This is a genomic window from Succiniclasticum ruminis DSM 9236 (assembly GCF_900112895.1).
In the GTDB taxonomy this organism is placed as follows: domain Bacteria; phylum Bacillota; class Negativicutes; order Acidaminococcales; family Acidaminococcaceae; genus Succiniclasticum; species Succiniclasticum ruminis.
This window is the reverse complement of the sequence record NZ_FONL01000024.1, coordinates 1-21,847: the sequence shown is the minus strand read 5'-3', so window position 1 is coordinate 21,847 and position 21,847 is coordinate 1. Positions and strand designations below refer to the sequence as shown.

Sequence of the window (21,847 nt, the reverse complement as noted above, 5' to 3'; positions counted from 1 at the left end):
GTGCTATCTTCGTATCCGGTATTAGCACCCCTTTCGGGGTGTTGTCCCAATCCGGGGGGCAGGTTGCCTACGCGTTACTCACCCGTTCGCCACTAGGATTCTGCCGAAACAAAACCCCCGTTCGACTTGCATGTGTTAGGCACGCCGCCAGCGTTCGTCCTGAGCCAGGATCAAACTCTCCATAATACTTTATAGAAAGCCGATTCGGCTCTTCTTGTTGTTCAGAATTTCTTTGACTTTTTCAGGTCTGTCCCCGAAGGGGCTGACCCGCACATTCATCTGGTTCGTTATTCAGTTCTCAAGGTTCCGCCGTCAACCGACGACTTGGTTATAATAGCACTTCTTTTTCCCTTTGTCAACACCTTTTTTAAAAAACTTTTTCTTCTGTCTTGCCTGTCTGGAATTTAAAATTGTCGATTTCGGGACGCATATCCTCAGCGCCTTCCTTCGCATCTTCCATCAGCAATGCCTGAAGCACGATGGCGCACTCCAGTCGTTTCTTCTGGATCTTGCATCCATACTCATAGGGAATTGTTATATCGCCGTTTACAAGATCCGCGTTGGCGTGGCAGCCTCCGCTGCAGAAGAAACGGGCCCAGCATTCCTTGCATTTCTGCTTTGTCATGACATGTGTATTCCGGAACTTTTTAACCAGGTCAGGTCGCACGATGCCGGTATCCAAGGTTCCCATCTTATACTTCTCACGGCCGACAAACTGATGGCAGGGATAAATATCACCGGACGGTGTTATGGCATAATATTCATGGCCGGCACCGCAGCCTGCCAGCCGTTTTGCCACACAGGGGCCGTTATCAAGCGCAACATTAAAATGGAAGAAATCAAAAGGTTCGCCTTTCCCCCGGCGACGTTTCAGGTACTCCGCAGCCAGCTTGTCGTATTCCGCGAACAGAACCGGCAAATCCTCTTCGGTCAGCGTGTACGGTTCAGTGGTACCCACTACCGGTTCCATGGATATTTCTCTGCCGACTTCGGTCATCTTCAGCACTTCCTCCGCAAAATGCGTGCTGAAATGCGTATAGGTACCGCGCAGATAATAGTTCCAGCCTTTACGGCTCTGGATAATCTTTTTAAAGCCCCGTACCGCTGCGTCATAACTGCCCGTCTGATTGGGGAACGGACGCATGGCGTCATGCATTTCTTTGCCGCCGTCCAGGCTCAGCACCACCATGACACGGTTCCCGTTCAGGAATTCTATGATCTCGTCATTCAGCAGGGTTCCGTTTGTTGTCAGCGTAAGTTTGATATTCTTGTTCGCTTCCTTTTCACGTTTTCTTGCGTATTGAATAATCTCTTTGACCACGCCGAAATTCACCAGCGGTTCCCCGCCAAACAGGTCAATTTCCAGGTTATGGCGCTTACGGCTTCCGGCAATGGCAAAGTCTATAGCTTTTTTGCCGGTTTCCGCGCTCATCAGTTCCCGTTTTCCGCCAAAGTCCCCTGTTCCTGCAAAGCAGTATTTGCAGCGCAGGTTGCAGTCATGGGCCACATGCAGGCACAGGGATTTCAAAACCGGTTCTGTCGCAAAAGTCTCCGGCACGTCAAATTCCGGGGAAAACAGAAGCCCCTGTTCCATCAGTTCATGCAGTTCGCCCAATATTTCCCGCAGCTCTGTTTCTTCATATAAGTCCTTCAGCGCCGCGACGGTTTCCTCGTCATTATTTCCGTTAAATATCCCCAGAATGTCATAGGCCGCCTGATCAAGCAGGTGCACAGCGCCGCTATTGACGTCCAGCACCGCCAGGTCCTCATTTACCTTCATCCGGTGAATCAGTTTGTTCTCCATATTATCTGCCTTTCTGTTAAGAACTCCTGACCTGATACGCCTGCAGCAAAACCTGTAAGCAGGCGCAGCAGTGTCCAGACCGGAGTCCCTCATATGAAAACAGCTCCCCGCACTAACAGGGAGCTGTTTAACATGCTGGTTTTTCCTGATTGATTATTTGTGTTCGCAAACCTGATTGCCAACCGTGCAGGAAGTCTTGCATGCAGACTGACAGGAAGCCGGGCACTCTCCGCAGCCTCCGGTACGCAACGTTTTGTTAATCATTGCTTTATTGACGGTCTTAATATGTTTTTTCATTTCAAGCCCTCCTTGGATATGATACTTTATTTTACCTTGTTTTCACCTAATATGCAAGGTTTTTATTGCAAACAAATTTTAAGAAAGCACCAATTAACTCATCTGTGCAACGATTCATTCAGATAAACGGCAGCAGCCGCCGCGCTTTATCCAGCAAAATGACAGGAAGCCCTTTTTCTTCAAGATACCCGAAAACATAACATTTCTGCAGCACCTTTTCCACATCTTTGGCACCGTTTCCCCGGTCATACACCCCGGCTCGACGCAGGGCGAAAGGAGTTTCCTCAACAATTTTCAATGTATTGCAGCCAGCCTGTCCGGAAAAACCGTATTCATATTTAAAATATTTGCGGATTTCGGCAATGATTGCATCATTAAACGCACCATTGGGGAACGCAATGCCGCTGATCCAAAAATTCATCTTCTGGTAAAACAGGTTCAATGGCTGGTAAATTTCCCAGGGCAGCAACTCAGGCTTGATGGAAGTAAGCGGGTCATGGCTCATGCTGTGGGAACCGATTTCCATTCCCTGGTCATGCATCTCTTTAATCTGAGCAAACGACATATATTTTTTCATGCCATCCTGGTTCTTTTCCTTCCCTACATCATTCCCCACAATATAAAAGTTACCGCGGAAACCATACTTTTTCAATAAAGGAAATGCTTCTGTATAATTGTTTTCATACCCGTCGTCAAACGTCACGATGACGGTATTCATCACATTCTGCCGGCTCTTCAGCAGTATCACGGCCTGAGGGGCCGTAACCACATTATAGCCCTGCGCTTTTAAGTATTGCAGATGTTCTTCAAAAACACCCGGGGCAACACAAAGATCCGCAGGCCAGCCTGCCGGCACCTCACTGATGCTGTGATACATCAGTGCCGGTATGGCGCGCGTCTTATAATTTTCAAAATCTTCTTTTATACGTCCCTTATATGCCATGCCGCAGATCGCGGCTAGCACGAGCAAAACACTCAGGATACGGTAAACTGTTTTAAACATACTCGCTTATATCCATACCTTTAATAACTGCTATCTGCTGAATTTTTTTCAGCCGGTGGTTCAATCCCGATTTTCCAACCGATCCGTCCGTAAACTCAACCAGATCGTTCAGGGAAATATCCGGATGCTGCATGCGCAGTTCCGCGGTTTCCTTCAGCTTCTGCGGCAGCAGGTCATACCCGCCATGGCTCTGTAAAAAGCGGATGCAGGCCACCTGCAACACGGAAGCCCGGATCACCTTGTTCAGATTTGCCGTTTCGCAGTTCACCTGCCGGTTCACATTATTCCGCATCTCCTTGACGATGCGCACGTTTTCAAACTCGAGCAGGGACTGATGCGCCCCGATTATGGAAAGGAAATCGATAATATGGTCCCCGTCCTTTAAATATACGATAAAATCGTTTTTCCGGTCTGTCATGCGGGCAGAAAGGGAAAAACCGTTCATGATTTTCAAAATCAGTCTGGCAAGCTCTTCATTTTCCGTAACGATTTCCATATGGTAATCGCCGGAAGGCCGGCTGACGGACCCCCCTGCCATGAAAACGCCGCGCAAAAAGGCTTTCCTGCAACAGGCCCTGCCAAGCAGTTTGCTTTTCGCTGCCTCTTCCGAGGGAAGGATCTGCAACTCGCGCAATGCTTCCGCTACCCTGCTGTCAGGGAGGACTTCCACCTGATACCGGTTATTCTTTTTCAACCTCCGCGAACGGGTAATGACAACCTCCGTCTGCACCTGGTAATTGGTTTTCAGAACCTGCAGGACCCGGCGGGCCAGGGCTGCGTTTTCTGTGGAAAAATGGATCCCGATATGTTTGCCGCGGAGCACCAGCGCCCCGCTCATGCGCAGCACACCTACCAGCTCCGCCTTTTCGCAGCAGGGCTTCTGGCCTTCCAGACGGGCCAGTTCGTTTTTAACATCCGAAGAGTATGACAAAACTGCCTCCAGACAAATAACTTACAAAATTAAGGAACTTCAGTCAGTTTGTTCACGCGCCTCCAAAGTCATTGCGCAAACTCATCGCATCACTTTTTCCCCAGCATTTTACCTATCTTACGCATATTGTGGCGCATAAACAAGTAATCGAAGAAAATAAAACCTCTGCCGAACAGACGCAGCCTGTAAGCCAGCGACATAATAGCCCGGGCCAGTTTCTGCGGATCATGACGCACCATATCAGACTTGCTGATTAATTTTGCCGGAATGACATGGATCCCCATCTGCTCTATCTTCTCGATGTCCGGGGAAATCGGCTCCTGTCCTTTTGCCCTGTACAGCGCTTTCTGTTCGTCTGAAATTTCCTCGCTGTTGACGATTACATAATCCAAAAACGGTTTCCCCGCATATTCCGTCAGGGTCTTCACATGTTCATACGCGCCAAACCCATCTGTTTCACCGGGCTGGGTCATTACATTGCAGACATAAATCTTGGTCGCTTTGCATTGCAACACCGCTTCCCGGATTTCCGGAACCAGGAGATTACAGATGACGCTGGTATACAGGCTTCCCGGTCCCAGAACCAGAATATCGGCCTGCCGGATCGCTTCTACCGCGCTTTGTGTGGCGGGAACATTCTCCGGTACCATGTGCAGCCGCTGAACCGTCTTGTGCGCCTGGGCAATTTCGGCCTGCCCCAAAACGTACGAACCATCGGTCATATCGGCCGCCAGCTGAATATTATGGAGCGTGGTAGGAATCACATGGCCGCGGACTTTCAGGATCTGGCTGGCCGCGTTCAGTCCCTCTACCATGCCGCCTTCCGTTTCCGCGATGGCCGCCAGGAAAAGATTTCCCAGGCTGTGCCCGGAAAGATAGGAATCCCCCTCGAACCGGTACTGCATGACACGTTCCATCAGGGGTTCGCTGTCTGCCATCGCCACCACGCATTTGCGCAGATCGCCCGGCGGGATGATCCCCAGTTCGTTACGAAGCCGCCCGGATGAACCACCGTCATCACCGACGGAAACTACGGCGGTACAGTTGCCGGTAATATATTTCATCCCGCGCAGCAGGGTGGAAAGACCCGTCCCACCTCCGACTACGGTAATAGCCGGACCGCTGCTCAGCTTGCGCTCGGTGAAAATCGTTTCCAGCAACGAATCGCTGCTTTCCGGGCTTACCGCTTCCACAATGGAGCGGACAATACGCCGCACTGCGTAAATCATGATAGCGATTCCCAGCAACATGCCAACGATACCCAAAACCACGGGCACAGTGTTCCCGTATTCCCCTGTAGCCAGATAACTTAAGCGGAACAGCAACTCTTCCGCCATCCCCATCACCTGGTTATTGAACAGCAGTGCCAGGGAAAATGCGCAGACGATAACTCCTGCCGTAAAAAGCAACAGCCACCGTTTTAATTGGATTCCCGGACAAAGCCAACTGATCCAGCCCATATAAAATACTCCTTACTGATCCGGAACTGACAAAGCCCTTTCCTGATCATTGCGTTATTACACTTAATTCGTTTAACCTTAGCTCTTTCGATTTAATTCCCGGTGCCGCAGTTCCACCTGGTGGTATTTCAGGCGCAGGTAGTTGTATATATTGTTGGCAATATATACGGAACGGTGCTGTCCGCCCGTACAGCCGATACTGATCACCAGCTGGCTCTTCCCTTCCTTTTCGTATTTGGGAATCAGATAATTCAGCATCTCGCATTCCATTTTTATAAATTCATAAGTCTGCGGGAACTTATTTAAAAAATCCTGTACCGGCTGATCGTTACCGGTCAGCTTTTTTAAGTCCGCTTCATAGAACGGATTGGGCAGAAACCGGGCATCCAAAACCAGGTCACTGTCCAGTGGCAAACCGTATTTAAACCCGAAAGACTGCACCACAATCAGCATGCCGGGAGCCGAATTCTCATCCCCGAACAAACGGCCGATTTCTTCTTTCAGCAGCGAATTGGAATAACGTGATGTATCAATAATATTGGTAGCGCGACTCTTCACATCAGCCATAAGGTTACGTTCCAGGGAAACACTTTCCGCCAGGCTGTAGCGCCCTTTCTCCATGGGATGGCGGCGGCGGGTCTCCTTGTAACGGCGGATCAGCGTGGCATCATCCGCATCCAGAAACAGCACTTCAAAATCAAATCCGTTGGCGTGCATCTCGTCCATAATCTCGACCAGGCTGGAAAACGCATCCCCGCCCCTGGTGTCAATCACCATGGCCGTATTGCGACCGGGAGTCTGCCGGCTCAGTTCTGTAAATTTCGGAAGCAGCATGACCGGAAGATTATCCACACAGAAATAGTTCAAATCCTCCAGCGTACGGAGCACCTGTGTCTTTCCGGCTCCGGACATTCCTGTAATAATGACAAAACGATTTTGTTCCATAGCGCCTCCTGTTAATCCGTGCAAAACTGCTGTAATAGGAATCAGAAGAAATATTATCTGGTTGCAATAATATCTGACTAATTATTATATCACAAGAACCTATAACGTAAAACGTTCAATGACTTCTGCCACCCCGTCCTCATCATTGGAAGCCGTGACCAGTTCTGCCGCTGCCTGCACTGCAGGTTTGGCATTCGCTACCGCCACGCCGATGCCTGCGTTTTCAATCATGCTCAGGTCGTTGTTGCTGTCACCGATGCACATCACTTCTTCCGGTCTGATTCCGTAAGATGCCGCTACCGCTTTGACTGCATTCCATTTATTTACACCGGGTTCCATCAGTTCCAGAAAGTTATCCCGGGAACTGGTCACGGTTACTTTACCTGCAAACTTCTGCTGGATATCCTGCCACACCTTCTGAAACTCTTCCGGCTTTGTCATAGCCAGTAACTTGTACGGCGCAACTTCCGGGTGATACAGCTTCTCTCCCACAGGTTTTGCCTTGATTCCGGATATCCTTTCATACTCTGCGGAAAAGACGGTTTCTTCTTTTACCCAAAGTTCGTCCCCCTGATAGGACTGGATATAATAGCCTTTTTCTTTGCAATAGGCCAGCAGCTCCAACGCAGTGTCCAGCTTCAGCGGATGTTCATAATACACCTTCCCGCTTTTGCTTCCCTTCACCAGGGCGCCGTTATAGGTAACCAGCGGCACATCCAGCCCCAGTGCGTCAGCGTACGGTTTGACGGAGACATACATGCGTCCCGTAGCAATCATAAAGACAATGCCTTTAGCGATGGCTTTATGAATGGCCGCCGCATTCCTCTCTGAAATTTTCGTGTTGCTGTTTAACAACGTATCATCCATATCGCTTGCAATCAGTTTTACAGTCAATGAACTCGCTCCTTTTTCTTTACTAAAAAATGCTCCCGTCTCTTTAAACCCGTTTGAGTATTTTTAAAAACCGTTCCGGATTGCTATCACGGGTTTTACGTAATTCTGTCATCCAATGTGTATTCGTTAATTTCTGTAACTAAAAAGCACAGCGCAATCAGAAACAGCGCCGTCTCTATATCCGGTTTAATCTCCCAACCCGGCAGGCAGGAAGCCGTTGCCCAGATAATACAGCCGCAGCCGATTATTTCCAACACACACCGCATCGTTTTTTTGCGCAACGCCTTGCATAACAGGAAAGAAAACAGCACAGAGCAAAGCCCGATCAGCGCGCTCCCCAGCACGGTACCGCCCAGGGTCACTACTGTTATGAATGAAGTATTGTAGATTGCAATAAAAACCAGCACGCTTATCGTAACAAATGCTGTATAAAAATTATACAAAAACGATTCACCCGGTCTTTCTTTTTACAGCTGAACGTTGTACACGGTATCACTTTCATTATACAGGAATATACAGAGTCAGGGTTTGCCAATCATATCGTTCTTTTTCACTATATCGCTGCGGAAAAACTCATACAGTGTATGGGCAGCCGGTTTGTTCATTCCCTCCACCGCCGCCAGTTCTTCCTCTGTGGCCTGCTTCATAGCCTCCAGTGTTGAAAAGGCTTTCCACAACGCTTTGCGCCGCGCGGGCCCGATGCCTTCAATTTTATCCAAAACGGACACCAGATTTTTCTTCCGCAGCCGTTTCCGGTGATAGGTGATGGCAAAGCGGTGGGCTTCATCCCGGATATGCTGGATTACATGCAACGCCGGAGATTCCCGTTCCAGATAAATGCTCTCACTCTGCCCTTCCAGAAAAATTTCTTCATTCTTTTCCGCCAGGGAAATGACCTGAATGTCCAGCCCCAGACCGCGGATCACATGCAGCGCCGCATTCAGCTGTCCCTTTCCGCCGTCAATGATGATCAGGTCCGGCAGGTCTTCATAATCCTTATACCGGCGGTACACCGTTTCCTGCATGGACTTGAAATCGTCCGGCTTGCCTTCTGTGGACTGCAGCTTAAAACGGCGATAGTCCTTTTTGCTGGGAGCACCGTAACGAAACACCACCATGGAGGATACGGTTTCACTGCCCTGGTTGTGGGAAATATCAAAACAGTCCATACGCGCCAGCGGTCTGTCGCAGCCCACGATGCGCTGCAGTTCTTCCGCCGCTTCCTCGTCGGTCAGTTGCTGCATCTTACCCTTGCGTTCTTTTTCCTGTATCAGCTTCCGGGCGTTGTCACAGGCCAGCTGCATCAGCTTGGCCTTATCGCCGCGCCGGGGTGTTGTCACGGTAACCTTGCGTTCCGCTTTTTCCGAAAGCCACTGCTGCAGCAGGGCAAGATCCTCCTCTCCCGGCAGACAGGATACCAGGATTTCTTTCGGCAGGAAGATGTCTTCCGCATTATAATACTGTTTCAAAAATGCCGCAATGATATCCGCTTCCTCTTCCTTCTCAGCCGGCAGCATAAAATCTTTGCGACCGATGAGCTTGCCGCCCCGGACAAAGAACACCTGCAGACAAACGTTGAAGTCATCCTCGGCATACCCCACTACATCCATGTCTCCGCCTTCCAGCACGGCCTTTTGGCTTTCCTCCAGCCGGTTCACTGCCTGCAGCTGGTCACGGTAGCGGGCTGCCTGTTCAAATTCATAATTTTCCGCCGCCTCCTGCATGGACTGTTTCAGGTTCCGTCGCAGTTCCTGCGTCTTCCCGTCCAGCACCAGGCCAATGGCTTTAATCAGCTCACCGTATGCATCCCGGCTGATTTTTCCCGCGCAGGGAGCCAGACAGCGTTTGATATGATACTGCAGACAGGGCCGCTCCTGATTCATGTTGCGGCAGTTTCGCACGGGGAACAGGGAACGCAGCAGTTTCATGGTGGAACGCAACGCCCCTACATCCGGGTAGGGACCGTAATATTTCCCGCCGTCTTTTACCACGCGACGGGTGATGTACATGCGGGGGAACTCTTCCTGCAGAGTGATCTTCAGATAGGGATAGGTTTTATCGTCCCGCAGCATGATGTTGTAACGGGGACGGTATTTTTTGATCAGGTTGCATTCCAGAATCAGAGCTTCAATCTCGCTGTCGGTCATGATAGTTTCAAGGTCTTCCACATGGCTGACCAGCGCTTCCACTTTGACAGAATGTCGGCCCGATGCCCGGAAGTAGCTGTGGACCCGGTTATTCAGATTTTTTGCCTTGCCCACGTAGATGACCCGGCCGGTGCTGTCGTGCATGAGGTACACGCCGGGTTTATGGGGCAAAACCGCAAGGGCTTTCTCGATTTTATCACTGATAATCATTGATACTTCCCGCTCTTCTTTGCGTCGTCAATAACCCGTTTCAGGTACTGTCCTGTATAAGAATTTTTATTCCTTGCCAGTTGTTCCGGCGTGCCAACACCTACAATAGTACCGCCTTTGTCGCCGCCCTCGGGGCCCAAATCAATCAGCCAGTCCGCTGATTTGATCACGTCCAGGTTGTGCTCTATCACGACAACGGTGTTGCCGCTGTCTACCAGACGCTGCAGTACCTGCAGGAGTTTGTGGACGTCCGCCGTATGCAGGCCGGTAGTGGGTTCGTCCAGAATGTACATGGTACGGCCGGTTCCTTTTTTGGACAGTTCCGCCGCCAGTTTGATGCGCTGGGCTTCCCCTCCGCTCAGGGTGGTAGCCGCCTGTCCCAGACGAATGTAACCCAGGCCCACATCTTCCAGCACCTGCAGTTTTTCTTCAATCCGCTTCTGGTTCTTAAAATAGTCCAGCGCTTCGGTCACGGTCATATCCAGCACCTGGGCGATATTTTTTCCTTTGTAGTGAACTTCCAGCGTGTCCCTGTTGTAACGGGCGCCGTGACAAACTTCGCAGGGTACGTACACATCCGGCAGGAAATTCATTTCAATTTTATTAACGCCGTCGCCTTGGCAGGCTTCACAGCGTCCGCCTTTCACATTAAAGCTGAAACGTCCCTGTTTGTAACCGCGGATTTTCGCTTCATTGGTTGACGCGAACAACGCGCGGATGTAATTGAACGTTCCGGTATAGGTCACCGGATTGGAACGGGGCGTACGACCGATGGGGCTCTGATCGATGTTAATAATTTTATCAATCTGTTCCAGCCCGCGAATCTCCTTGTGTTTTAACGGGCGCAGCCGTGCCCCGTGCAGTTTGGCCGCCAGCGCATTGTATAAAATGTCATTGATCAGCGTAGACTTGCCGCTGCCGCTTACGCCGGTCACCACGGTAAAGAGTCCGATAGGAATCTGTACGTCGATTTCTTTCAGATTGTTCCCCGCCGCACCGATAATCTCGATACTCCGTTCATCTGGTTTTCGCCGACACTTCGGCAGAGGAATAAACTTTTTCCCGCTGAGATACTGGCCTGTGACTGAATTTTCCACTTTCATAACTTCCGCTGCGGTCCCCTGGGCTACAATAGTTCCACCGTGCTCACCCGCCCCCGGCCCGATGTCGATAATCTGGTCAGCGGCCCGCATGGTTTCTTCGTCGTGTTCCACCACCAGCACGCTGTTGCCCAGATCGCGCAGATGGTAAAAGGTCTGCAGCAGGCGTCCGTTGTCCCGTTGGTGCAGGCCGATACTGGGTTCATCCAGAATATACAACACCCCGGTAAGTCCGCTTCCAATCTGGGTAGCCAGCCGGATACGCTGGGCCTCTCCGCCGCTTAAGGTTGCCGCCGCCCGGGATAGAGTCAGGTAATCCAGTCCTACGTTATTCAGAAAATCAAGACGAGCGTTGATTTCTTTCAAAACCTGTTTGGCAATGACCCGCTGCCGGTGCGTAAGCTGCAACGAATTGAAAAAGCTGCAGGCGTCCCGTACCGTCATCTGTGTCACATCATTGATATTCTTACCGCCGACCAAGATAGACAGAACTTCCGGTTTCAGCCGGCTCCCATGACAGTCCGGGCAGATGTTGCCGCTCATAAAGGTTTCCAGTTCTTCCCGCATGGCGTCGCCCCAGGCTTCCCGGTACCGTTGCTTCAGCATGGGAATCACACCGTCCCAGGTCCGGTTGTATTCATTGGTATCGCCGTTGAGATTTGTATAGATGAACCGGAACGTTTCCGCTCCGGCGCCCCACTGCAGTTTTTCCTGCATGGCAGGCTTCAGGTCGTTCCAGCAGTTGTCCACCGTATAACCGTATTTTTGCAAAAACGCAGTCAGCAGACGCATGGTAAACGAAGCCGGATTGCCGGACATGGCCGCGATGGCGCCGTCCGCAAAGCTTTTATTTTTATCCGGCAGAATCAGTTCCCAGTCATATTCCCGATTGATGCCCAGGCCGCCGCAGGTAGGACAGGCCCCGTATGGCGCATTGAACGAAAAGAGACGGGGTTCAATCTCCGGCAGGCTGATGCCGCAGTCGGGACAGGAGAATTTTTCAGAATACACCTTTGTCTCCCCGCCGATGACCTGCACTTCCATGACGCCGTCCGCCAATTTCAGCGCCGTTTCCACGGAATCGCTGAGACGCTGCTGAATTCCCTCCCGCACGCTCATGCGGTCAATGACAACGGAAAGCCGATGCTTCTTCTTTTTGTCCAGCACGATTTCCTCATCCAGCGTCCGCAGTTCGCCGTCTACCAGCATACGGGCGTAACCGGACTTCCGCATATTCTCAATGATATCTTTGTGTTCTCCTTTGCGTCCGTAGACCAGCGGCGCCATGATCATAAACCGCGTGCCTGCCTCCAACGCCAGCACCTGGTCCACGATCTGCTGTACCGTTTGCCGTTCAATGAGCCGCCCGCACTTGGGGCAATGGGGTTCTCCCACCCGGGCAAACAACAGACGCAGGTAATCATAAATTTCCGTTACCGTCCCCACCGTGGAACGGGGATTGCGCCCCGCAGTTTTCTGGTCGATGGAAATGGCCGGAGACAGTCCTTCAATGTAATCCACATCCGGTTTGTCCATCTGTCCCAGAAACTGGCGGGCATAGGAGGACAGGCTTTCCACATAACGGCGCTGCCCTTCCGCGTAAATCGTATCAAAAGCCAGAGAACTCTTGCCGCTTCCTGACAAGCCGGTGATCACCACCAGTTTTTCCCGCGGAATCTCCAGCGATATATTTTTCAGGTTGTGCTGCCGCGCACCCCGGATAATCATCTTTTCCTGCATAGTAGTCCTCGTTTCGCCGCTTTTCAAAACTTGTTTTGCTTATTTATCGTTCCGTAAACGGCGCAATTAATCTAAAAACTATTTTTTCTTTTTCCCCGGCTGCAGCTTTTCCCCTAACTGTCCCTTCACCACAATCAGGCGGTCCCGGAGTTCCGCCGCCGTTTCAAAGTCCAGTTCCTTCGCTGCCTGGGCCATTTTACTTTCCAGCGTTTTCGCCAGCTTGCGCAACGCAGCCGCGCTGCTTTTCTTCAGCGCCTTTTCATCATAAGCCTTCTTCGTATCCAGATTTTCTTCCACTTTGGTCAGCTTAATCAGATGGCGCTGCTCCTTGTATATCGTCTTCGGCGTAATGCCGTGTTCTTTATTAAACGCTTCCTGTATCTCCCGCCGCCGGTTCGTTTCGTCGATGGCGCGCTTCATGGAATCCGTCAGCCGGTCTGCGTACATCACCACATGGCCGTGCTCGTTCCGGGCCGCCCGCCCGATGGTCTGCACCATGGCCGTATCGCTGCGCAGAAAGCCTTCCTTGTCCGCGTCCAGAATGGCAATGCAGCTCACTTCCGGCAGGTCCAGGCCTTCCCGCAGCAGATTGATACCCACCAGCACATCAAACTCGCCTTCCCGCAGCGCGTCAATAATCTGGGCCCGTTCAATGGTGGCGATATCGGAATGGAGATAGCGCACCCGCACTTCGTTCTGTTTCAGATAATCCGTCAGGTCCTCCGCCATCCGCTTGGTCAGGGTGGTCACCAGCATACGCTCACCCCGTTCAACGGTCTTGCGGATCTCGCCCATCAGGTCATCGATTTGTCCTTTGATGGGACGCACTTCCACATGGGGATCCAGCAGACCGGTAGGACGGATGATCTGCTCCACCACCTGCGCCGCCTCGCCCAGTTCATAGTCCGCGGGGGTCGCGGAAACATAAATCACCTGGTTGATTCTTTCATAGAATTCTTCAAAGGTTAACGGCCGGTTATCGATGGCGGAAGGCAGACGGAAGCCGTAATTCACCAGCATTTCTTTTCTTGCCCGGTCGCCGTGGGCCATGGCCCGTACCTGGGGAATGGTCACGTGGGACTCATCCACCACCAGCAGAAAATCTTTGGGGAAATAATTCACCAGCGTGAAAGGTGCCTGCCCCGCTTTCCGGTTGTCCATGTGGCGGGAATAATTCTCAATGCCAGTGCAGTAACCCATCTCTTCCATCATTTCCAAATCGTAATTGGTACGCTGCTCCAGACGCTGGGCCTCCAGCAGCTTGCCATTGACTTTCAGCTCCGCCAGCCGCTCTTTCAGTTCCGCGCGGATATCCGCCATGGCCCGCTCCATGTTTTCCTTGCTGGTCACATAATGGGATGCGGGAAAAATCGCCACGTGGGTCCGCTTTGCCAGCACTTCCCCCGTCAACATATCCACTTCCAGCAGCTGTTCAACTTCATCGTCAAACATCTCGATGCGGACAGCCTTTTCGCCAAAGCTGGCTGGTATTACTTCGATTACATCGCCCCGCACACGGAATGTGCCGCGATGAAAATCAATATCGTTCCGGGTGTACTGGTTCTCCACCAGTTTGCGCAGAATCGCGTTGCGGTCAATGACCTGTCCTACCCGCAGCGAAACCACGGAATCGTAATAATCCTGCGGCCCGCCCAGACCGTAAATACAGCTGACGCTGGCCACCACGATCACGTCCCGCCGTTCAAACAGCGCACTGGTGGCGCTGTGACGCAGCTTGTCGATTTCGTCATTGATAGAAGAATCTTTTTCTATGTATGTATCTGTCTGGGGAATATACGCTTCCGGCTGATAGTAGTCATAGTAGGAAACAAAATATTCCACCGCGTTGTCCGGGAAGAAGGCTTTCAATTCGCTGGCCAGCTGGGCCGCCAATGTCTTGTTGTGAGCCAGCACCAGGGTGGGCCGCCGCACTTTGTTGATGACCTGGGCGATGGTATATGTCTTGCCTGTGCCTGTGGCGCCCAGCAGCACCTGGGAGCGCATGCCCTGTTCAATTCCTGCCGCCAGTTTTTCAATGGCCTGGGGCTGGTCGCCCGCGGGCTGGAATGGCGCCTTGATTGCAAAATCCATAGAGACCTCTTACTTCAACAACAATCCCACCGGACAGTGGTCGCTGCCGAACACGTCCGTATAAATCAGGCTGTCTTCAATCTTGTCCTGCCAGCGGTTGGACACCAACCAGTAGTCAATACGCCAACCAGCGTTCTTCTCTCTGGCTTTGAACCGGTAGGACCACCAGGAGTAAATGCCTTCTTTATCCGGATACAGATAGCGGAAGGAATCGGTGAAACCGGTGGCCAGCAGTTCCGTGAACTTTGCCCGTTCTTCATCGGTGAAGCCGGCATTGCCCCGGTTGGTTTTCCAGTTTTTCAAATCGATATTGTTGTGGGCCACGTTTAAATCGCCGCAGACCAGCACCGGTTTCTTCGCGTCCAGTTCCAACAGATAATTGCGGAAAGCGTCTTCCCACACCTGCCGGTACGCCAGCCTGGTCAGTCCGTCCTGGGAGTTAGGCGTGTACACGTTTACCAGATTAAACTCCGGGAACTCACAGGTGATGACACGGCCTTCGTGGTCGTGCTCGTCGATACCGAGACCATAGGTAACGTTAAGCGGTTCTTCCTTCGTGAACACAGCCGTGCCGGAATAACCTTTCTTCTCCGCGCTGTTCCAGTATTCAAAATAGTTGGGGAAATCAAAGGTCGCCTGTTCCCGCTGCATCTTGGTTTCCTGCACGCAGAAAATATCCGCGTCCGACGCCGCCAGAAAATCCGCAAAGCCTTTGGTCATACAGGCCCGCAGTCCGTTCACATTCCAGGAAATCAGTTTCATAAGCGTTCCTCTTTCTTTTTAAAATTCTTCAACTATAAAACGCAGAACCAGTTCCGCATACTATAACAACATAAAGTTACTCAGCCCAATTTTCAAAATCATTCTTACAACACGGTTTTGCCAAACCCCAACACCATAAACTTCTACACTACCTGAAAAATATAAAACTTCAGGTAATTCGTCTCCGGCACATTCCATAAAACAGGATGGTCCGGTGCCTGCTGCCGCGCTTCAATCTGGCGCAGCTGCACATGGGCTTCCGCAGCCGCTTCGTACAACATTTCCACAAACAGTTCTTCTTTCATAAAATGGGAGCAGCTGCAGGTGGCCAGATATCCGCCCCGGGGCAGCAGCTTCATGGCTTTCATGTTGATGTCTTTGTAACCCGCGGTGGCGTTCCGCACCGTCTTGCGGCTCTTGGTAAAGGCCGGCGGGTCCAGGATAATAAAATCGTAGTCCCGGTTGTGCTCCGCCTCCAGTTTGTCCAGCAGCGCGAACACATCCGCCTGCACTACCTCCATCCGGTCCGCCACGCCGTTCTTCTCCGCGTTCAGCGCCGTCATCCGGCAGGCCTCGCCGCTCACATCCACCGCCGTCACATGGGCCGCGCCTCCTTTGGCCGCATTAAGGGCAAAACTTCCGGTATGAGTAAAACAGTCCAGCACGTGTTTGCCTTTCGCAATACGAGCCACACTTTGCCGGTTATATTTCTGATCCAGAAAGAATCCCGTCTTCTGCCCGTTCTCCACATCTACATCGTACACAATACCGTTTTCACAAATCGTGGTCACAGGAGATGCGGGAGGAACTTCGCTTTCCAGCGCAAACCAGCCTTTTCCTTCTTCCAATCCTTCCAGCAGGCGGATTTTCACATCGTTCCGCTCATACACGCCGGTAATGGTTTCGCCGTCTTTACGCAGCAGCTTTACCAGCAGCGGGATCAGCATATGCTTGCGTTGTTCAATTCCCAGAGACAACGTCTGGATCACCAGCAGATCGTTGTAGCGGTCCACCGTCCACCCCGGGAACTGATCCGCCTCGCCGAAGATGAGGCGGCAGCATTTGTAATCGTCCTCGGGCATCACCGTTTTGCGGTAATCCAGCGCGTATTGCAGCCGCCGTTCCCAAAAGGCTTCATCAAATTTGTCATTGGTGTTGGTACTGAGCATGCGCACCCGGATTTTGCTGTTATCATTGACAAAACCGGTGCCGAGATATTTCCCTTTGTCCGTCACCACGTCCACCAGGTCGCCGTTGGCATAACGGCCCTCCACCCGGGTCACTTCTTCCCCGTACACCCAGGGATGCCCGCCCCGGGCCGCGCGTTCCCCCTTTTTTGTTATATAAAACTTCGGATAGTTTCGCATCTTCGTCCTCACGTTTCCTGTTCCCTTGCATTACTCTGCACGTTGCAGTTACATACTGTCTGATACATTCCGCTCTTTACATTTTCTGTTAAATGCCTTATCGTTATATTATATCATACTCTTTAACTATAATAAAGAAAGGTAACGTACCATGAAATACAACCAGGTTGTGTCCGGAACATTCCTGCAACGTCCCAACCGTTTCATCGCCCATGTGCTTATCAACGGAAAAGAAGAAGTCTGTCACGTGAAAAACACCGGTCGCTGCCGTGAACTGTTAATCCCCGGATGTACCGTTTACTGTGCCGTAAGCGATAACCCGCAGCGTAAAACAAAATATGATTTGATTGCAGTAGAAAAAATAATAGAAAGCCAAACCGTTTTTGCAAACGCCGGAATTCCTTCTCAACATGTTAAGAGCACTCCTGAAGCACACAGCACGCTCCTTGTCAACATGGATTCGCAGGTTCCCAACGCCGCCGTAAAAGAATGGCTGCGGTCCGGCGCGTCTCCCTTTGGAAGTACTGATTACATGAAACCGGAATACAAATACGGCAACTCCCGTTTCGATTTTTATCTGGAATGCAAAACAGAAACAAAACGGACTGGCACCGCCCCGACGCCGACAGAAAATGAAACAACCCGCTCCCGTAAAATTTTCCTGGAAGTCAAGGGAGTCACGCTGGAAGACAACGGCATCGTCCTTTTTCCCGACGCGCCGACGGAACGGGGTGTAAAACACGTCCGCGAACTGATCCGGTGCCATGAAGAAGGATTTGAGACGTACGTTCTTTTTGTCGTGCAAATGGAACGCGCGCTGTACTTCACCCCCAACAGAAAAACGCACCCGCAGTTTGCGGATGCGCTTCGCGATGCCCAAAAGGCCGGCGTGCAACTGTTGGCTTATACGTGCAAGGTCACGCCGGATGAAATGAACATAGATAAAGAATTGAAAATCAGGTTATAAACAAAACTCTTGTCAGACAGGTATTAAAAATGATTGAAACGCTCACCGTAACACAATAGATCACAATCTGTTTGTCCGCCGTGCTGATCGGCATGTCGAAGACAGGGTTCCAGGGCATTACCGCCCTTACCGTTCCCTATATGGCCATTGCCTTCGGCGCAAAAGAATCTACGGGAATCATTTTACCCAAGTTATGTATGGCGGACATAATAGCCGTTTGCTATTTCAGAAAGAAAGCTGACTGGAAAGCAGTCGTAAGACTTCTCCCAGCCGCGGTAGCCGGCTTTTTTATCGCCATCTGGGTTGATGACCAGATTCCCGCCTCTGATTTCCGTTTCCTCCTCGGCATCACGTTACTGACCGTATTCCTGGTTATGTTGTGGAGCGAGTTCACGGGAAGCCAGAACCGGTGGGCGCACGCCTGGTGGTTCGCCCCCTTTTTCGGACTTCTGGGCGGCTTTGTCACCATGATCGGCAACGCCGCAGGGGCGGTCATGGCAATCTATCTGCTTACCATGCGCAAGGAGAAGATGGAATTTATCGGTACGAATGCCTGGTTTTTCATGGTCGTAAATCTCCTGAAGCTTCCCCTTCAGATTCTTGTCTGGCATAACATTACGTTTGAAAGCTTCCGGCTGAACCTGCTGATGCTCCCCTTTCTGGGCCTGGGAGCCTGCATCGGCCTGCGCATTGTCAGGCGGTTTTCGGATCAGTCCTTTCACCGCTTCATCCAGATTGTCACGGCCTTTTCCATTATCCTGATGATTACCCGATAGGAGTTTCTTTCTTCTGTTTTGAAAGAACGTTTTTACTATCAACTTTTTTAAAAGAGCAACTCTGCAAACCTGAAACATTCTCCTTCCGGTCACTTTTGTGACCGGATTTTTTCGTTACTCCGGCGGTGACACAATGCTTTCATGCCTCAATGCCCATTTTTCGGGGCAAAACTTTATGCCCCTGCTCTCTTGCAGTTTGACAGTTGTACCTGACGGCTTCGCCTGTACAGACATATAAACTGTCTATCTTATATATTAAAGAGTGCGTGGGGTCAGATTCCAGTATTCATGCGGCCTGGCGAAAAAAATCCGGGTGTTTTTACACCCGGATTGCTTAGTTGGATATACCGCGAAGACGGGGAATGGGGTTTACCCACTCCTCTTGTTCATCGTTTTGGCTAATAATATCCCTGTTACTCTGGTTGAAGGTCAATTTTTTGTAAGACGCTGATCAGGAAAGGTGTACTCAGAACACCTTTCCTGCAATGAACCACATACGCTGCCGGCTCTTGGCGTCGTCGGACATATTAACATCCGTTCCGATGCGCCGCGCGTAATCGAACCGGGCAAACCAGTCATTCGGTTTGCTGTAGGATACTCCTAAACCCCAGCCCTTTAGCGTCATGCTGTCGCCTTCATTCTTTTCAATACGTACATGCCCCGCATCAAAGTAGGTGCTCAGGGTCAGCCCTTTCACAGGGGTATGATAGCGCAGCTCCAGCGTTCCCAGGATTCCCTCGTCCCCGGAAGCCTCGCCCTGGGGATACGCCCGCACGCCTCTGGCTCCGCCCAGATAAATGTGTTCCGAGCTGTCCAGATTATTGGCCGCCTTCTGCCCCGAAAGCTTCAGCATCACGTCAAAATTCTTATTGAGCCCCTGCACTGCCGTCACATCTACCGTTCCCTTAGTGAAATGCCCCTTCGTTTTTCCCAGCCCGGCTAACGTCTCCGCCATGTCCGAATCGGGCGCCAGCGTTCCCGTATAGAGCGTCGCATTATACTGCAGACTGCTCTTCGGTCCGCGCTGCATCCCGTCCAGTCCCGCATGAAATACGTGGCTGTGCTTCTTCCAGGAAACGTTGAACTTCGTCAGTTCATCTTTGATGTCCCGGTAATCGTATCCGTAGGTAAAGGCCAGGGAGCCGTCCGCCTTGTTCCACAGCGGTGTCCTCCCGTAAATGCTGTAGGTGTTGGCAACGCCTTCCGCGCCCAACTCCTTGAACGCGTTCCCCAGTTCATAGTCCGCACGGCTGAAACCGATGCCCAGTTTGGAAGCGCTGCGACCTACGGTCGTTTCATAGGAAACATTATAGTTGTGCTGATGGTTGTTGGAAAACAACGCCCCAAGGTTCAGCCGGTCTCCCACGCCGGACAGGTTCCGAATTTCACCCTGCACACCGTAACGGTAACGGCCTGCTGATTCGCTGCCGTAGTTTTCACTGTACAGGATGACCGACGTCTTCTTATCGTCCAGCAGGCGTACCGTCAGATCGCTGGTTCCTGTCTCCGTACCGGGGCTTAATACGCCGAACACTTCCACGCCGCTCAGGTCACGCAGATTGTACAGCGCGTTTTCCAGACTGCGGGTATGGATGATGTCCCCCGCTTTCAGCCCGGCCAGCATCCGCTGCGCCGCCGAATCTTTCAGTTTGCTTTCGTTGGAAAGACGGATGCTGCCCAGACGACCGGGTTCCACCTTCACCAGCAGTTTCCCGTCCACCGCCGTCTGTTCCGGGATGTACGCCGCTGCCGCCGGGTAACCGTGGGCACGGATGTAACGGGTCACATTGCCTATCGCCCCGTTCAGTTCCTCCGCGCCGATTTCCCTTCCCACGACTTTGTCCGTAATCTTTGCAATATCTTCGTCTTTGACTTTGATGCCTTCGTGCTCTACCCGGATGTCCGTCAGGGTGAAACGGACAGATTCTGCCCCCTGCCGGCCGGCGCCTTTATCAACATTTTCCAGGGAAACACTCTGTTTTGGAAGCTTCGAACCCTCGAGGCTTTCACCGGGCCTGGGCACAGCCGTTTCCGCAAACGCAAGCAACGGGAACGAAACCGCACAGAAAAGCGCAAGGCCGCCGGTGCAAAGCATATGTCCGGAAAAAATACTGTGATTATTTTTCTTATTCATGTTATGCCGCCCCCTTTTTCCGTTTGCTTTCCTCGGTGCCTGTTGCATTGTCCGTTTGCTGCGCATGCACCTGTTCCGCCACTTCCTGGGCCGTCATGGAAGGCGGCTTCTTCATGCCCTGATTTTCCAGGGAAAGAGTCTTATCTGCATCCACTGACAGTATCGTCTGGGCAACGGCGAACTCAATGCCTACTTCCGCCCGTTTGTCTCTCGCCTGTTCCATTGCATTATCCAGTGCCGTCGCACTGATATCCGCCCCGGGTTTTCCCTTAATGCCCGGAATGATATCCGACAGAACCATATCCTGAACCGAAGCCGGTCTGGCATAAATCGTAAACGCATTCTCATTGGAAGCCGCATTGGTAAATGTATAGTTCAACCCGTACTCTCCGCTGGCGCTTCCGTTAATCGTTCCGGTTATGCCGTAGCTCCCCACAGCGGAAGCAGAAGGATCAGACAAGGCAAACAGCAACGAGTCGCCGCTGCTGACGGATTCCCCTGCCACGAAACCGTCCACCCTTCCGGTAAAGGAAGCCGGATTATAATCGCCATACTCCGTGCTGGCAGGATCCGCCACCAGTTCCAACGCCTTGCGGTTGATGGTTCCTTTGCCTGTTAAGGTTCGGGCAATAGTATAATTTGCAGCTTCAGCACCGCTCAGTTCCACACCTGTGTAATTGATTATCCGGTTACCGGCGTCCTTACTGTCGTACGTTGCCGATGCAGTCACTTCAACTTTTCCTTTGTCGCCGTCCACAACACCGTCCAGGGTTCTTTCGCCTGCCGTGGCAGTCGTTGTTCCATCGTAAACCTTGCTGATGTCCGCAAAGCTTGCCGTGATTTCTTTCGCTGTGATTGTGCCTGCGCCCGTCGCCGTTTCAGCGATGCTGTAGTTGCCGGCTTCTTCGTCGGTCAGGGTTACGCCTGTGTAGTTGACTGTCCTGTTACCCGCGTTCTTTTCGTCGTAAGCAGCATTTGCCGTTACGCTTACTTTTCCGGTATCACCTTCCACCACGCCGTCCAGGGTTCCTTCGCCCGCCGTTGCGTTTGTAGTTCCGTCATAAACCTTGCTGATGTCCGCAAAGCTTGCCGTGATTGCTTTCGGGTTAATTGTGCTGGCGGTATTGTCCGCATATGTTACGTTGTAGTTACCGCCTTCATTGCCGTCGCTGATTGTCGCGCCGGAAACCGTCACGGTCTTGTTTGTCCCGGCGTTCTT

The 21,847-nt window shown here is 51.7% G+C and carries 17 protein-coding genes and 1 rRNA gene; 2 read left to right on the top strand and 16 right to left on the bottom strand.

Annotated elements, in window-relative coordinates:
* The 14 genes from BM159_RS10880 to BM159_RS10815 form a co-directional block, all read right to left on the bottom strand.
* Positions 1-186, bottom strand: a 16S ribosomal RNA gene (locus BM159_RS10880); the annotation flags it as partial.
* 181 nt (positions 187-367) lie between these two features.
* On the bottom strand, positions 368-1,804 hold the full coding sequence (gene scfB, locus BM159_RS10875) for a thioether cross-link-forming SCIFF peptide maturase (protein ID WP_093914251.1): 1,437 nt from the start codon (positions 1,802-1,804) through the stop codon (positions 368-370).
* Between the two features lie 153 nt (positions 1,805-1,957).
* A complete protein-coding gene (gene scfA, locus BM159_RS10870) occupies positions 1,958-2,101 on the bottom strand; it encodes a six-cysteine ranthipeptide SCIFF (protein WP_093731038.1) in 144 nt (47 codons plus the stop codon).
* Between the two features lie 118 nt (positions 2,102-2,219).
* Positions 2,220-3,104: a polysaccharide deacetylase family protein gene (locus tag BM159_RS10865; protein ID WP_093914250.1), complete on the bottom strand. Its 885-nt coding sequence runs from the start codon at positions 3,102-3,104 to the stop codon at positions 2,220-2,222.
* Entirely contained in the window at positions 3,097-4,035 is a 939-nt protein-coding gene (gene whiA, locus BM159_RS10860; protein ID WP_093914249.1) for a DNA-binding protein WhiA, read from the bottom strand. The genes BM159_RS10865 and whiA overlap by 8 nt, the downstream gene beginning before the upstream one ends.
* Positions 4,036-4,124: 89 nt before the next feature.
* Positions 4,125-5,495, bottom strand: a complete 1,371-nt coding sequence (locus tag BM159_RS10855) for a gluconeogenesis factor YvcK family protein (protein ID WP_093914248.1) — start codon at positions 5,493-5,495, stop codon at positions 4,125-4,127.
* Positions 5,496-5,573: 78 nt separating this feature from the next.
* The gene (rapZ, locus tag BM159_RS10850) at positions 5,574-6,440 is read right to left on the bottom strand and encodes an RNase adapter RapZ (protein ID WP_093914247.1); all 867 of its coding nucleotides are present in this window, start codon (positions 6,438-6,440) and stop codon (positions 5,574-5,576) included.
* A gap of 99 nt (positions 6,441-6,539) precedes the next feature.
* The gene (locus BM159_RS10845) at positions 6,540-7,334 is read right to left on the bottom strand and encodes a Cof-type HAD-IIB family hydrolase (protein WP_093914246.1); all 795 of its coding nucleotides are present in this window, start codon (positions 7,332-7,334) and stop codon (positions 6,540-6,542) included.
* Between the two features lie 95 nt (positions 7,335-7,429).
* Positions 7,430-7,777, bottom strand: a complete 348-nt coding sequence (locus tag BM159_RS10840; protein WP_093914245.1) for a hypothetical protein — start codon at positions 7,775-7,777, stop codon at positions 7,430-7,432.
* A 78-nt stretch (positions 7,778-7,855) separates the two neighbouring features.
* Positions 7,856-9,685, bottom strand: a complete 1,830-nt coding sequence (gene uvrC, locus BM159_RS10835) for an excinuclease ABC subunit UvrC (RefSeq protein ID WP_093914253.1) — start codon at positions 9,683-9,685, stop codon at positions 7,856-7,858.
* Between the two features lie 2 nt (positions 9,686-9,687).
* Complete coding sequence (gene uvrA / locus BM159_RS10830) at positions 9,688-12,531, bottom strand: excinuclease ABC subunit UvrA (RefSeq protein WP_093914244.1); 2,844 nt, start codon at positions 12,529-12,531, stop codon at positions 9,688-9,690.
* 78 nt (positions 12,532-12,609) lie between these two features.
* Positions 12,610-14,622, bottom strand: a complete 2,013-nt coding sequence (gene uvrB, locus BM159_RS10825; protein ID WP_093914243.1) for an excinuclease ABC subunit UvrB — start codon at positions 14,620-14,622, stop codon at positions 12,610-12,612.
* 9 nt (positions 14,623-14,631) lie between these two features.
* Positions 14,632-15,384 (bottom strand): exodeoxyribonuclease III, encoded by a 753-nt coding sequence (locus tag BM159_RS10820; protein WP_093914242.1) that lies wholly within the window; start codon positions 15,382-15,384, stop codon positions 14,632-14,634.
* A gap of 143 nt (positions 15,385-15,527) precedes the next feature.
* A complete protein-coding gene (locus BM159_RS10815) occupies positions 15,528-16,751 on the bottom strand; it encodes a class I SAM-dependent rRNA methyltransferase (RefSeq protein WP_093914241.1) in 1,224 nt (407 codons plus the stop codon).
* A 151-nt stretch (positions 16,752-16,902) separates the two neighbouring features.
* Here BM159_RS10815 and BM159_RS10810 point away from each other — a divergent pair, with 151 nt between their 5' ends.
* Positions 16,903-17,718: a DNA/RNA nuclease SfsA gene (locus tag BM159_RS10810; RefSeq protein ID WP_093914240.1), complete on the top strand. Its 816-nt coding sequence runs from the start codon at positions 16,903-16,905 to the stop codon at positions 17,716-17,718.
* 80 nt (positions 17,719-17,798) lie between these two features.
* Positions 17,799-18,494, top strand: a complete 696-nt coding sequence (locus tag BM159_RS10805; protein ID WP_245763711.1) for a sulfite exporter TauE/SafE family protein — start codon at positions 17,799-17,801, stop codon at positions 18,492-18,494.
* Between the two features lie 466 nt (positions 18,495-18,960).
* Here the strand turns inward: BM159_RS10805 and BM159_RS10800 are convergent, their stop codons facing one another.
* Positions 18,961-20,628 carry a ShlB/FhaC/HecB family hemolysin secretion/activation protein gene (locus BM159_RS10800; RefSeq protein ID WP_218149584.1) on the bottom strand — a complete coding sequence of 556 codons (1,668 nt, stop codon included), beginning with the start codon at positions 20,626-20,628 and terminating at the stop codon, positions 18,961-18,963.
* Between the two features lies 1 nt (position 20,629).
* The coding region (locus BM159_RS12055) for a YDG domain-containing protein (protein ID WP_218149583.1) at positions 20,630-21,847 on the bottom strand (1,218 nt) is incomplete at its 5' end.

Bases quoted from the DNA above. Each gene is read 5' to 3' on its own strand.
- scfB (WP_093914251.1), bottom strand. From the start codon at position 1,804: ATGGAGAACAAACTGATTCACCGGATGAAGGTAAATGAGGACCTGGCG.
- scfA (WP_093731038.1), bottom strand. From the start codon at position 2,101: ATGAAAAAACATATTAAGACCGTCAATAAAGCAATGATTAACAAAACG.
- BM159_RS10865 (WP_093914250.1), bottom strand. From the start codon at position 3,104: ATGTTTAAAACAGTTTACCGTATCCTGAGTGTTTTGCTCGTGCTAGCC.
- BM159_RS10855 (WP_093914248.1), bottom strand. From the start codon at position 5,495: ATGGGCTGGATCAGTTGGCTTTGTCCGGGAATCCAATTAAAACGGTGG.
- rapZ (WP_093914247.1), bottom strand. From the start codon at position 6,440: ATGGAACAAAATCGTTTTGTCATTATTACAGGAATGTCCGGAGCCGGA.
- uvrA (WP_093914244.1), bottom strand. From the start codon at position 12,531: ATGCAGGAAAAGATGATTATCCGGGGTGCGCGGCAGCACAACCTGAAA.
- uvrB (WP_093914243.1), bottom strand. From the start codon at position 14,622: ATGGATTTTGCAATCAAGGCGCCATTCCAGCCCGCGGGCGACCAGCCC.
- BM159_RS10820 (WP_093914242.1), bottom strand. From the start codon at position 15,384: ATGAAACTGATTTCCTGGAATGTGAACGGACTGCGGGCCTGTATGACC.
- BM159_RS10815 (WP_093914241.1), bottom strand. From the start codon at position 16,751: ATGCGAAACTATCCGAAGTTTTATATAACAAAAAAGGGGGAACGCGCG.
- BM159_RS10810 (WP_093914240.1), top strand. From the start codon at position 16,903: ATGAAATACAACCAGGTTGTGTCCGGAACATTCCTGCAACGTCCCAAC.
- BM159_RS10800 (WP_218149584.1), bottom strand. From the start codon at position 20,628: ATGAATAAGAAAAATAATCACAGTATTTTTTCCGGACATATGCTTTGC.